Source organism: Pseudomonas sp. p99-361 (assembly GCF_003935475.1).
Classification (GTDB): domain Bacteria; phylum Pseudomonadota; class Gammaproteobacteria; order Pseudomonadales; family Pseudomonadaceae; genus Aquipseudomonas; species Aquipseudomonas juntendi.
In genome coordinates this window covers 1-12,519 of the sequence record NZ_RHQO01000058.1, presented here as the reverse complement: position 1 = coordinate 12,519, position 12,519 = coordinate 1, and the positions used below count along the sequence as shown (strand labels likewise).

The 12,519-nt window shown below is 63.6% G+C and carries 9 protein-coding genes; 6 read left to right on the top strand and 3 right to left on the bottom strand.

All coding sequences use genetic code 11. The annotated features are described in order from the left end of the window. Positions 1-86: 86 nt before the first annotated feature. Positions 87-911, bottom strand: coding sequence for an aldo/keto reductase (locus tag EGJ22_RS20315; protein WP_029886915.1), 825 nt, complete (start codon positions 909-911; stop codon positions 87-89). A 247-nt stretch (positions 912-1,158) separates the two neighbouring features. On the opposite strand from EGJ22_RS20315, the gene EGJ22_RS20310 reads away from it, so the two are divergent. Next, positions 1,159-2,037 (top strand): DMT family transporter, encoded by an 879-nt coding sequence (locus EGJ22_RS20310; protein WP_029886916.1) that lies wholly within the window; start codon positions 1,159-1,161, stop codon positions 2,035-2,037. Between the two features lie 12 nt (positions 2,038-2,049). Here EGJ22_RS20310 and EGJ22_RS20305 read toward each other — a convergent pair whose 3' ends face one another. Next, a complete protein-coding gene (locus EGJ22_RS20305) occupies positions 2,050-2,958 on the bottom strand; it encodes a LysR family transcriptional regulator (RefSeq protein ID WP_009682409.1) in 909 nt (302 codons plus the stop codon). Between the two features lie 363 nt (positions 2,959-3,321). On the opposite strand from EGJ22_RS20305, the gene katG reads away from it, so the two are divergent. From katG to EGJ22_RS20290, 3 genes are all read left to right on the top strand, one after another. Beyond that, complete coding sequence (gene katG / locus EGJ22_RS20300) at positions 3,322-5,580, top strand: catalase/peroxidase HPI (RefSeq protein WP_029886917.1); 2,259 nt, start codon at positions 3,322-3,324, stop codon at positions 5,578-5,580. 156 nt (positions 5,581-5,736) lie between these two features. Beyond that, on the top strand, positions 5,737-6,948 hold the full coding sequence (locus EGJ22_RS20295; RefSeq protein WP_029886918.1) for a M24 family metallopeptidase: 1,212 nt from the start codon (positions 5,737-5,739) through the stop codon (positions 6,946-6,948). 116 nt (positions 6,949-7,064) lie between these two features. Beyond that, entirely contained in the window at positions 7,065-8,399 is a 1,335-nt protein-coding gene (locus EGJ22_RS20290; RefSeq protein WP_029886919.1) for an MFS transporter, read from the top strand. A 58-nt stretch (positions 8,400-8,457) separates the two neighbouring features. Here EGJ22_RS20290 and EGJ22_RS20285 read toward each other — a convergent pair whose 3' ends face one another. Then, positions 8,458-9,465 (bottom strand): GlxA family transcriptional regulator, encoded by a 1,008-nt coding sequence (locus EGJ22_RS20285; RefSeq protein WP_029886920.1) that lies wholly within the window; start codon positions 9,463-9,465, stop codon positions 8,458-8,460. A gap of 180 nt (positions 9,466-9,645) precedes the next feature. Here EGJ22_RS20285 and pssA point away from each other — a divergent pair, with 180 nt between their 5' ends. Next, positions 9,646-10,974: a CDP-diacylglycerol--serine O-phosphatidyltransferase gene (pssA, locus tag EGJ22_RS20280; RefSeq protein WP_029886921.1), complete on the top strand. Its 1,329-nt coding sequence runs from the start codon at positions 9,646-9,648 to the stop codon at positions 10,972-10,974. Between the two features lie 291 nt (positions 10,975-11,265). Continuing rightward, positions 11,266-12,411, top strand: coding sequence for a GGDEF domain-containing protein (locus EGJ22_RS20275; RefSeq protein WP_009682416.1), 1,146 nt, complete (start codon positions 11,266-11,268; stop codon positions 12,409-12,411). The last annotated feature ends 108 nt before the right edge of the window (positions 12,412-12,519 follow it).

The following is a 12,519-nucleotide window of genomic DNA, read 5'->3' as shown; positions in this document are numbered from 1 at the left end:
GGCCATTGACCTGGCAGATGAGCCCGCATTGCTCAATTACCTGGTGAGTGGCGCCCGGCACTGAGCGCCACCGGCGTGGCCCCCGGTCAGCTATTCCAGTCCGGGGCAAAGGGCGGGCTGACCACACGCTGGTCTTTCGGTAGTTCGGCAATCGCAGCGCGGTCCTCGTCATCCAGTTGCACGTTCAGCGCCGCCAGGTTGGCCAACTGGTTTTCGCGGCTGCTGGCCTTGGGGATCGCCGCCACACCGTCCTGGTCCAGTAACCATTTGAGCGCCACCTGGCTGGGCAGTACGCCGTGCTTGCCGGCAATCGCCTGGATCACCGGGTGCGCCGCCGCCTGGCCGCGGGCCAGCGGGGTATAGGCGGTGAGCAGCAGATCATGGCTACGGGCGTAATCGAGCAGCGGCTGCTGGCCGAGCAGCACGTGGTACTCCACCTGGATCGCCGACAACGGCGCCCCGTGCTGTTCCACGACCTCGCGTAGCAAGCCCAAGGGGAAGTTGGCCACACCAATGTGGCGTGCCTTGCCTTCTTCACGCAGGGCCACCAAGGTCTCGATACTGCGGGCCAGGTCTTCATGCTGGCCGGGCCAGTGAATATGGAACAGGTCCACCTGCTCGGTACCCAGTGCCCGCAGGCTGGCTTCCAGCGACGCGCGCATGGCCTTGGGTTGCAGCCGGTCCCACCAGACTTTGGTGGTCAGGTGGACCTGCTCGCGCGGGACGTCGCTGTCGCGCAGGGCCTGGCCGACGGCGGCTTCGTTCTCGTAGGCGGTGGCCGTGTCGATGTGCCGGTAGCCTAACTCCAATGCCTGGCGCACGGCCTGGGTGCACGCGCTGCCGGTCATTGGCCAGGTGCCCAGGCCCAGGGCAGGCAGTTTCAGGCCGTTACGGGTTGTGAGCCTTTGCATGTCAATTCCTTGTACAGTGTGCCGGGTGAGGCTCCATGGTCGATGATCACTGCGGCACGGGCCATGCGCGCGGCGCGCAAAGTGGTCGATCAGCGAACGGAAAATGCGTTCGGCCCCGGCCTGGGGCAAATGAACTTCCTTATGTTGCGGCATCTCTTCTAGAATCCCAGCTGTTGCATCCGCCAGGCTCCGCCTGCGCGGTCATCCCCCTGGCGCGGCCTATGGCGGCGTCGTCATCGAGAGAGCCATGAGTTCCAGTACACCGTTGTCCGGCGTCAACAAACCCTTGCGTGGCATCGCCCTGGTGGTGGTTGCGACGTTCCTGTTCGCCAGCCACGATGCCTTGTCCAAATTCCTCGGCGGCCTGTACCCGATCGTGATGGTGGTATGGGCGCGCTATGTGGTGCATACCCTGCTGATGGCCGGCATTTTCCTGCCCAAGGCCGGCCTGAACGTGCTGCGTACCCGCCGCCCGCTGTTGCAGACCCTGCGTGCCTTGAGCCTGCTGAGCACCAGCCTGCTGTTCACCACGGGCTTGCAGTACCTGCCGCTGGCCGAGGCAACGGCGGTCAACTTCCTGGCCCCGGTGCTGGTCACCGCACTGTCGGCGCCATTGCTCAAAGAGCGGGTTACCGTGGCGCAGTGGGTGGCGGTGGTGCTGGGTTTCATCGGCGTGCTGGTGGTGGTGCACCCGGGTGGGGCCATGTTCACCCCGGCGATTCTGTACCCGTTCGGCTCGGCGTTGGGCTTCTGCTTCTATCAGTTGCTGACGCGTATTCTGGCCGCGCATGACAGCCCCACCACCAGCAACTTCTATGCGGGGCTGTGCAATACGCTGGCGATGAGTGCGCTGGTGCCGTTCTTCTGGCAAGTGCCGCGCTGGGACCATGCCTTGCTGATGTTGGCGCTGGGCGGTTTCGGCATGACCGCGCACCTGTTGCTGACCCAGGCATTCCGCCATGCGGCACCCGCGTTGCTGGCACCGTTCAGCTATTGCCAGATCGTGTTCGCCGGCTTGCTTGGCTTGGTGGTGTACAGCCAGGTACCGGATACCTTGAGCCTGGTGGGTATCGCGGTGATCTGCCTCAGCGGCCTGGGGGCGGCGTGGATGCAGCGGGGCAAGTAAGCCTGACCATCGTCAAGGCTGGCTGGCCATGAACTGCATGATGCGCTCGCGCAGCCAGCGCTCGGCCGGGTCGTTGTCCTGGGCGCCACTCCAGACCATCGACAGCTCGGCCTCGGTGATCTCGAACGGTGCAGGGTCGGCGCGTAGACAACTGTCCTCGACCAGTGCACAGGCAGCGTAGTCAGGTACCGTGGCGATCAGTTCGGTGTTGCGCAGCAGGGCGCGCAGGCTGCCGAACTGCGGCACGGCCAGCACCACTTTGCGGGACCGACCGATCCGCGCCAGGTCGAGGTCGATGTTGCCGCTCATGTCACCGGAAAACGACACCATCACATGCGGCCGGGCACAGTATTCGTCGAGTGTCAGCGGCCCCGGCCGATCGTCGGCGCGCAGCACCCGCACGCCGATATCGCGCAGCTTGCGGCGCTTGGCGGTTGCCGGCAGGTCGGTGGTGTAACTTACCCCCACCGAGATCTCGCCGCTGGCCAGCAAGCCCGGCATCAACAGAAAGTTGGCCCGCCGGACCACCACGCTGATGTCCGGCGCTTCTTCACGCAGGGCCTGCAGCAAGGCCGGAAACAGGCCGAACTCGGCATCGTCCGAAAGCCCCAGGCGGAAGACGTTGCAACTGCTGGCCGGGTCGAACTCGCGGGCGCGGCTGATGGCCGCGGAAATCACATCCATGGCCGGGCCCAGCTCCGCGAAGATCTGCATCGCCCGTGGCGTGGGCTCCATGGCGCGCCCGCTGCGGATCAGCAGGGGGTCGTCGAACAGTTCGCGCAGGCGGGCGAGGGCGGCGCTGACGGTGGACTGGGTGATGAACAGCTTTTCACCGACGCGGGTGAGGTTGCGTTCGATCATCAAGGCTTCGAACAGCACCAGCAGGTTCATGTCGACGCGTCGCAGGTCGTTGCGGTTCATGAGGCTTGGGTTCCGGAGCTAAGGGTTTTGCGCTGTATTGAAGCATGGGCCGCCGCAACGTGCCTTGTATGGATGTGCCGGCGGCCTGGTGGCTGACGCTGCGGCGCTGAAAGAGCCAACCTATCGCGGCCAAACAGCCCCTCTATTAGACCTGCGCTCAGGCTCGGCTAGTCTTTCTCCTGGCCCCGCGAATTCCGCGCACCGGTGGGGGCAGCACGCCTGTGCAAGACCGCACCCACCCGTTGTGACAGCTTCGCGAGCCCCCGTTTACACCTGATCAGGCATGGCACGCGCGCCTGCTCGGCTGAGCGAACATCTGGCACAGACCGGAAATCTGGATAATCGACCTAAAGGTACCCGCAGATGTCGAATGAATCGAAATGCCCGTTCCATCAAACCGCAGGTGGCGGCACCACCAACCGTGACTGGTGGCCTGACCAGCTAAACCTCAGAATTCTGCACCAGCACTCGTCGAAGTCTGACCCGATGGACCCGGACTTCGACTATGCCAAGGCCTTCAAAAGCTTGGATTTCCAGGCCCTGAAGCAAGACCTGACCGCGTTGATGACCGATTCGCAGGACTGGTGGCCGGCCGATTTCGGCCACTACGGCCCGCTGTTCATCCGCATGGCCTGGCACAGCGCCGGCACCTACCGCATTGCCGATGGCCGCGGTGGCGCAGGCTCTGGCCAGCAACGCTTCGCACCGCTCAACAGCTGGCCAGACAACGTCAGCCTGGACAAGGCCCGGCGCCTGCTGTGGCCGATCAAGCAAAAGTATGGCAACAAGATTTCCTGGGCCGACCTGATCGTGCTCACAGGCAATGTGGCGCTGGAGTCGATGGGCTTCAAGACCTTCGGCTTCTCTGGTGGCCGCGCCGATGTGTGGGAGCCGGACGAAGATGTCTACTGGGGCTCGGAAAAGGTCTGGCTGGGTGGCGATACCCGCTATGGCAAGGAGCAGGTCAAGGCCCAGCCGCCAGGGCAAGGGGACCTGGTGGCAGAGCCCGCCAAGCACCCGCAGGAACAAAGCCGAGACCTCGGTGGCGAGCGTAACCTCGAAAACCCGCTGGCCGCCGTGCAGATGGGCCTGATCTACGTGAACCCGGAAGGGCCGGAGGGCAACCCCGACCCGGTCGCCTCGGGCAGGGACATCCGTGAAACCTTTGGCCGCATGGCCATGAACGATGAAGAAACCGTGGCGCTGATCGCCGGCGGCCATGCCTTCGGCAAGACTCACGGTGCCGGCCCGGCCGACAATGTCGGCCCCGAGCCGGAAGCCGCTGGGCTGGAACTGCAGGGCCTGGGCTGGGCCAACAGGTTGGGTACCGGCAAGGGCGGCGACACCATCACCAGCGGCCTTGAAGTGACCTGGACTTCGACGCCGACGAAGTGGAGCAACGAGTACCTGAACAACCTGTTCGACTTCGAGTGGGAGCTGACCAAAAGCCCCGCTGGTGCCCACCAGTGGACACCGAAAGAAGGCAAAGGCGCGGGCACCGTACCGGATGCCCACGACCCGGCCAAACGCCACGCGCCGTCGATGCTCACGTCCGACCTGGCGCTGCGTTTCGACCCGGTCTATGGGCCTATCGCCAAGCGCTTCAAGGACAACCCTGAGCAACTGGCAGATGCTTTCGCCCGCGCCTGGTACAAGCTGATCCACCGCGACATGGGCCCGCTGGCGCGCTACTTGGGCCCGGAAATGCCCAATGAAGAGCTGCTGTGGCAAGACCCGATCCCGCCAGTCGACCACCCGCTGGTGGGCGAGCAGGACATTGCCGCGCTCAAGGCCAAGGTGCTGGCCACGGGCCTGAGCGTGGGCGAGCTGGTGGCCACGGCCTGGGCTGCAGCATCGACCTTCCGGGGCTCTGACAAGCGCGGCGGTGCCAACGGTGGTCGCTTGCGCCTGGCACCGCAAAAAGACTGGGTGGCCAACCAGGGCACCGGCAAGGTCGTTGCCGCGCTTGAGCACATCCAGGCCGAGTTCGCTGCCAGCGGCAAGCACATTTCCCTGGCCGACTTGATCGTGCTGGCCGGTGCCGCTGCCGTGGAGAAGGCCGCCAAGGACGCCGGTCATGACCTGAGCGTGGCGTTTCGCCCGGGCCGTGCCGATGCTACGCAGGCACAGACCGACGTGGAATCGTTCGCCGTGCTGGAGCCGCTGGCGGATGGTTTCCGAAATTTCAGCAAGGGCCGCTACAGCGTCAAAGCCGAGAAGTTGTTGCTGGACAAGGCGCAGCTGTTGACCTTGACCGCGCCGGAAATGACCGTACTGATCGGCGGGCTGCGCGTGTTGGGTGCCAACCATGCGGGGAGCCAACAGGGCGTGTTCACCGACAAGGTCGGTACCTTGAGCAACGATTTCTTCCGCAACCTGCTGGACATGGGCGTGGAGTGGAAGCCGACTTCGGCAGACAACGAAGCGTTCGAAGGCCGCGACCGCAAGAGCGGGCAGGTGAAATGGAGCGCAAGCCGCGTTGACCTCGTGTTTGGGTCGCATGCGCAATTGCGGGCGTTGAGCGAGGTGCACGGCAGCAGTGATGGCGGCGCCAAGTTCGCGCGCGATTTCGTTGCCGCCTGGGAGAAGGTCATGGAACTGGACCGTTTTGACCTGAAGTGAGGAACCTGCGGGGGCTGCCGGGCAGCCCCCTTTGCCATTGGCGATCCCGCCAATTCCAGGTCGGATAGATACAAAAGTGCCCTTGTTGGTTCTGTTGCAATGCTTCTCAGGCGGCCGGCCTGAACAGCGTGCTCACAACGACAAGGAAACCCGACCATGCAAATGCCCAAGACCCTGAAAATCCGCAACGGCAACAAGGTGCAGCCGACCTTTTCTGCCCAGGAATATGCCGCCCGCCACGCCCGGCTGCGGGCGTACATGGCGGAACACGACATCGAAGCGGCCATTTTCACCTCGTACCACAACGTCAACTACTACAGCGACTTCCTCTATTGCTCGTTCGGCCGCCCCTATGCGCTGGTCGTTACCCAGGACAAGGTTGTCTCGGTCAGCGCCAATATCGATGGCGGGCAACCGTGGCGGCGTACGGTCGGTACCGACAACATCGTCTACACCGACTGGCAACGTGACAACTACTTCGTCGCGATCCAGCAGGCGTTGCCCCTGGCCTCGCGCATCGGGGTGGAGTACGACCACCTCAACCTGCAGAACCACGCCAAGTTCGCGGCCTGCTATCCGAAAGCGGAACTGGTCGATATCGGCGCGCCCTGCATGCGCATGCGCATGATCAAGTCGGCCGAGGAACAGGCGCTGATCCGCCACGGTGCGCAGGTAGCCGATATCGGCGGGGCTGCGGTGGTCGAGGCACTGCGCGACCAGGTGCCAGAGTACGAGGTGGCGCTGCACGCGACCCAGGCGATGGTGCGCGAGATTGCCCGACGCTTCCCGGATGCCGAACTGATGGATACCTGGACCTGGTTCCAGTCCGGGCTCAACACCGACGGTGCACACAACCCGGTCACCAGCCGCCGGGTCGGCAAGGGGGAGATCCTGAGCCTCAACTGCTTCCCGATGATCGCCGGCTACTACACCGCACTGGAGCGTACGCTGTTCCTCGACCACTGCCCGGAGGCGCACCTGCGGTTATGGCAGGCCAACGTCGAGGTGCACGAAGCCGGGCTGAAACTGGTGCGCCCAGGCATGCGCTGCAGCGACATTGCCCGTGAACTGAATGACATTTTCCTGCGCCATGACCTGCTGCAATACCGCACCTTCGGCTATGGCCACTCATTCGGCACCTTGAGCCATTACTACGGCCGCGAGGCCGGGCTTGAACTGCGTGAAGACATCGACACAGTGCTGGAGCCGGGCATGGTGGTGTCGATCGAGCCGATGATCATGCTGCCCGAAGGCCGGCCTGGGGCCGGTGGCTATCGCGAGCATGACATCCTGATCGTCAACGACAGCGGTGCCGAAAACATCACCCGGTTCCCGTATGGGCCGGAGCACAACATCATTCGCAAATAAGACTGATGCCGGCTTTGGCGCCGGCACGCCAGCGCCAAAGCCACTACACACAACAACAATATCCCGTATGACCACCACACCCTGCCTCCAATTAAAACAACCATGGGGTACCCGTCATGTCCAGCACCACCCTTGACCCATCCGCCGTCGCTGGCGTTTCGCACAGCGCCGAACGCCAAGCCCTGCGCAGGGCTGCCCGGGCCAGTTTCATGGGCAACTTCGTCGAATGGTTCGACTACGCAGCCTATGGCTACCTGGCCACCATCATCGCCGCCACTTTCTTCCCGCAGGCCGACAAGGCCACCGGCCTGTTGGCAACCTTTGCAGTGTTCGCCCTGTCGTTTCTGGTACGCCCATTGGGCGGCATCGTCTGGGGCCATTTCGGCGACCGGTATGGCCGGCGCACGGCGCTGTCGTGGTCGATCCTGATCATGTCGCTGTCCACCTTCTGCATCGGCTTGCTACCCGGTTACGCCCAGATCGGTCTATGGGCGCCGGCGCTGCTGTTGTTGATTCGCCTGGTGCAGGGGTTTTCCGCTTCGGGTGAGTATGCCGGTGCAGCAGCGTTCCTGGCCGAGTACGCGCCGCCGGGCCGGCGTGGCTTGTACACAAGCATTGTGCCGGCCAGTACCGCGGCGGGCCTGTTGTTTGGGGCAGCGTTCGTCGCGCTGTTGCATGAAGGGCTCAGCAGTGACGCCTTGCACACCTGGGGCTGGCGCCTGCCGTTCCTGCTGGCGGCGCCATTTGGCCTGGTGGGGCGCTATATCCGCATCAGCTTGCAGGACACGCCCAAGTTCCTGGAAATGGAGCAGCGCCTGGAAAACAAGGCCGGCATGGCTCGGGCGCCCTTGCGCGAACTGCTCGGCCAGCATCGCCGCAGCCTGGCTATCGGCATGGGGGTTACCTGCCTCAACGCGGTGGCGTTCTATTTGCTGCTCAGCTACATGCCGACCTATCTGTCCACTGAAATGGGCATGAGCGAGCGGGATTCATTCATTGCGTCGACGGTGTCGCTGGCCACCTATATCGGCCTGGTTTTCCTGATGGGGCGGCTGTCTGACCTGTTTGGACGCAAAACCATGCTGGTGGTGGCATCGCTGTTGTTCCTTGGCCTGACAGTGCCGCTGTTCAGACTGCTGGACGGGCAACCGCTGCTGGTGATCCTGGCGATTCAGATCCTGTTCGGTGCGATGCTGGCGATGAACGACGGGACCTTGCCGTGCCTGCTGGCAGAGCTGTTTCCCACGCGGGTGCGCTTCAGCGGTTTTGCTTTGAGCTTCAATGCGGCCAATGCGCTTTTTGGCGGCACTGCACCGTTCATTGCCACTTGGCTGATCCAGGTGACCGGCAGCAAACTGGCGCCGGCGGGTTACTTGCTGGCAGCGGCACTGGTGGCGCTGGTGGCCATGCTGATGTGCCGGGAAACAGCCCACGCTGCGCTGGAAGATTGAATCACCTGGCCCCCGCATCGCGCAAAGGGTGCGAACCTGACCTAGCCCATGACCCCGGTCAGTGCAACGAGGCCTGCCGCCGCTCGCCCAGTGGTGACAAGCCGAAGAATCGGCTGTAGCTCTTGGAGAAATGCGCTGGCGAACTGAACCCGCACGCCAGCGCCACTTCGCGCACCTGCACATCGCTGCGCAGCAGCAGCTCCCGTGCGTGTGACAGGCGCAGTTCCAGGTAGTACTGGCTGGGGGTGCGTTGCAGGTATTTGTGGAACAGCCTTTCGAGCTGGCGCACGGTCACCTCGTTGAGGCTGGCCAGCTCTTCGAGGGTCAGCGGTTCCTCGAGGTTGGCCTCCATGATCGCCACCACCTGGCTGAGTTTGGGCTGGGCACTGCCGAGCAGGGTGCGCAACGGCACCCGTTGGCGGTCGCGCTCGCCACGCACGCGATCGCACAGCAGCAGTTCGGCGGCCTTGGCGGCGATAGCCTGGCCACCGGGCTCGCGGGCTACCAGTTGCAGCATCATGTCCATCGCCGCCACCCCGCCCGAGCAGGTAAAACGGTCGCGGTCCAGCTCGAACAGCTGGCTGGAGATGACAATGCCGGGAAAGTGCGCTTGCAGGGTTGGTAAGTCTTCCCAGTGGATGGTACAGCGGTAGCCGGTGAGCAGCTCGGCCTTGGCCAGCAGGTAACTGCCGGTGCAGATACCGCCCAGGGGCAGGTGTTGCCGTGCCAGGTGGCGCAGCCATTCGATCAGCGGGCGGTTGCCGCGGCCACGGTCGATCGGGTTGGCGCCTACCACCAGCAGCGTGTCCAGGGCAGGGGCGTTGGCGATGCTGTAGTCGGGCAGTACGCGCATGCCGTTGCTGGCCACCACCGGTGCCTCATCCGCCGCAATCAACACACTGCGAAACAAGGTTTGATGTGCGGCCAGGTTGGCCATGCGCAGGGTTTCGACGGCCGATGCCAGGCCGATCGTGGTGAAATTGGGCAAAATCAGAAAGCCGAAGGTCTTGACCGAACAACGCTTTACACTTGAAAGCGGCGGGTTTGCAGAAACGGGGTGGACCATTGCGCTGTACCTGTGCAAGCTGAGCTGTGGTTTGTCAGGGGCAGTGAAAAACAGGGCCTCGCGTGGTGCTTGTTGTTATAGGTCGTTGCCGGGTCGATCTTACACCCAGGGCGCAGCGGCCAGGAATGGCTCTGCCCGTTGGCAGGGCCGACAGTGATCGCATAGAGAAGGTGATTGTCAGTGAACCCCGAAACCTTGCTGGCAAGCCTGCCAGGCTACGCTATCGCACCTGAGTCGATTCAGGTGCTGCCCGATGCCAAGGCCTACCGTGCCTGCCTGCTCGAGCGTATCGGCATGGCCACCCGGCGCATTGTCATCGTGGCCCTGTACCTGCAGGAAGATGAGGCAGGCCAGGAAATACTGGACGCCTTGTACCAGGCCAAGGCCGCGCGCCCAGGCCTGCAAATCACCGTCGTGGTCGACTGGTTCCGCGCCCGCCGCGGGCTCCTGGGGGCCGGGCGTCAGCCGGGCAATGCGGCCTGGTACCAGGCCCAGCGCCAGTTGCACGGGCTGGAGATTGCCATCCATGGGGTGCCGGTGCAGACCCGCGAGCTGTTTGGGGTGTTGCACCTCAAGGGCAGCATCATCGACGACTGTGTGATCTATACCGGTGCCAGCCTGAACAACGTGTACCTGCACCGTTTCGATCGCTACCGCCTGGACCGCTATCACCTATTCCAGTCACCGGCACTGGCGGACGCCATGGCCGACCTGGTGCAGCGCCTGCTGCATCCGGCCGCCACGCCGCGTCTCGATCTGCCGGCGCCACCTTCTACCCGTAGCCTGCGCGGTGACATCCGGCGCTTGCGCGCGCGGTTGCGGCGCATGGCCTATCAGGCCCCGGCCCCTGAGCCAGGGCAGGGCCTGCGGGTCATACCGCTGCTGGGCGTGGGCCGAGGCAACCGGTTGAACCGGGCCGTGTGCGCATTACTGGCGGCGGCGCAGGCGCAGATCATCATCAGTACGCCGTATTTCAACCCGCCACGTGTCGTGATGCGCGAGCTTGACCAGGCGTTGGCGCGTGGGGTGCGGGTTGAGTTGATTGTCGGCGACCGCACAGCGAACGACTTCTATATCCCCCCAGGCGAACCGTTCAGCGCCAGTGGCGCGTTGCCTTACCTGTACGAGGACACCTTGCGCGCCTTCGTTCGGCGCCGCCAGGCGGCGATAGCCGGCGGGCAGCTACAAGTGCGCATCTGGAACGACCCGGGGCATACGTTCCATGCCAAGGGGGTGTGGGTCGATCAGCGTTATTCGCTGCTGACCGGCAACAACCTGAACCCGCGGGGGTTCAACCTGGACCTGGAGAACGGCTTGCTGATCGACGACCCGCATGGGCAATGGTTGGCGCCGCGTGAAGCGGAGCTCGACGGGTTGCGCCATTTCGCGCCGCCGATCGACTCGCTGGAGGCCCTGGGGGTGAAGGCCGAACACCCCAAGGAAGTGCGCCGGTTCCTGCGGCGTTTGCGCTACAGCCGCCTGGAACCGTTGATCAAGCGGGTGTTGTGACACCGGCTGAAGCACGGCGCGGTTGCGCAACGATCTGGCGCAAGGAAATGGTCGCCTGGGCCTGACCGAGGGCCTCATGAAGGGAAGCTGACTGATCGTCAGGTCAGCTATTCAGCCTGCGATGATATCAATATGATATCGGTGCTGCCGCAGGCGTTCCTGCGGTTAAGCTATGATTTACGGGCTCCCGACCAGGGCCCCTCTGAAAAGTCATCACAAGCGCATACAATCGCGCCCTTTTCCTTGTTAACCAGATAGGCCAAAGCGTATATGGCGCTAGATCCACCTACAATGCTGACCATTTCGGTTGCCCTGGCAGCGGCGGCTGCCCTGTATTTGGCAATTGAATGGCGCAGTGTTCGCGAGTCCTCGCTACTGTTCTGGAGCGCAGGCTTCGCCACCATCACGGTCGGTTGCATGCTGGCCTTGTTGCGCGGGATCGGTTTGCTGTTCATCGGCATTTGGTTCGCCAATGGCTTGCTGGTAGTGGCCCATGGGTTCTTCTTGTGGGGTGTGCTGCGCTTTACCCAGGAGCGTTTGTCACGGGCCTGGCTGGTCATCGTGCTGGTCTGGTTCGCCCTGCTGCTGTTGCCCGTGGGGCCGCAGTGGTCGAAGGTGATGTTGATGGTCAACTCGTTGCTGGTAGCGGCGCTGACCCTCAAGGCGAGCTTCCTGTTGCGGCCGCATGGCAAGTCGTTGAGCGTTGGCGCGGTGCAGCTGCGCTACGTGCTGTTGCTCCATGGTGTGTTCTACGTGGTCAAGGCAATCATTGCGATTGCACCGGGTACCTTGATCGACCTGGCCACGTTTGGCGGGCTGATCATTCAGGTTTCGCTGGTGGAGGGGGCGATGGCGATCATGCTGATTGCCTTGTCGATGACTGGCACCGTGCGTTACCGACGCGAGGAGCGGATTGCCCGGTTGGCGGCACGCGACCCGCTGACCGCGCTGTACAACCGGCGGGCCCTGGAAGTGCGGGCAGCCCCTTTTTTCAAGGACGTCAGCCCAACCCAGCCTGGTGCATTGCTGCTGATCGATATCGACAATTTCAAGCTGGTCAATGACCTGCATGGGCATATTGCCGGGGATCGGTTGCTGGTCGCCCTGAGCGAGATGATCCGTACGGTGCTGCCGGAGCGCTCGCTGGCGGCGCGTTTGGGCGGGGACGAGTTTGTCATATTGCTCAGTGGCACCAGCAATGAGCGGGTATTGGACCTGGGTGGGATCTTGCGGGAACAGTTCCAGCTGTATGCGGGCAAGACGGCGCCGACGCCGGAGGCGGTGACGCTCAGTATTGGCGCCAACCTGTTCGACCAGCCGCCGGCGAGTCTGGCGGCACTGATCGAGCAGGGTGATGTGGCGTTGTATCAGTCCAAGCGGGGTGGGCGGGACAGTATTCGTTTTGTCGAGCGGTCGATGGCGGGGGTTGGCCAGTGAGGCTTCAGCCTTGGTCAGCCCTGATACGATCCCTGTGGGAGATTCTATGGTTTCTGGCAAGGGTAGCCGGAGCATCTTCAGCGCCTGTGAGATCGAGCGCCGCCCGCG

Excerpts from the sequence above, each read along its gene's own strand:
- EGJ22_RS20275 (WP_009682416.1), top strand. The coding sequence starts at position 11,266 with ATGCTGACCATTTCGGTTGCCCTGGCAGCGGCGGCTGCCCTGTATTTG.
- EGJ22_RS20305 (WP_009682409.1), bottom strand. The coding sequence starts at position 2,958 with ATGAACCGCAACGACCTGCGACGCGTCGACATGAACCTGCTGGTGCTG.
- EGJ22_RS20285 (WP_029886920.1), bottom strand. The coding sequence starts at position 9,465 with ATGGTCCACCCCGTTTCTGCAAACCCGCCGCTTTCAAGTGTAAAGCGT.
- EGJ22_RS20290 (WP_029886919.1), top strand. The coding sequence starts at position 7,065 with ATGTCCAGCACCACCCTTGACCCATCCGCCGTCGCTGGCGTTTCGCAC.
- EGJ22_RS20315 (WP_029886915.1), bottom strand. The coding sequence starts at position 911 with ATGCAAAGGCTCACAACCCGTAACGGCCTGAAACTGCCTGCCCTGGGC.
- EGJ22_RS20310 (WP_029886916.1), top strand. The coding sequence starts at position 1,159 with ATGAGTTCCAGTACACCGTTGTCCGGCGTCAACAAACCCTTGCGTGGC.
- katG (WP_029886917.1), top strand. The coding sequence starts at position 3,322 with ATGTCGAATGAATCGAAATGCCCGTTCCATCAAACCGCAGGTGGCGGC.
- EGJ22_RS20295 (WP_029886918.1), top strand. The coding sequence starts at position 5,737 with ATGCAAATGCCCAAGACCCTGAAAATCCGCAACGGCAACAAGGTGCAG.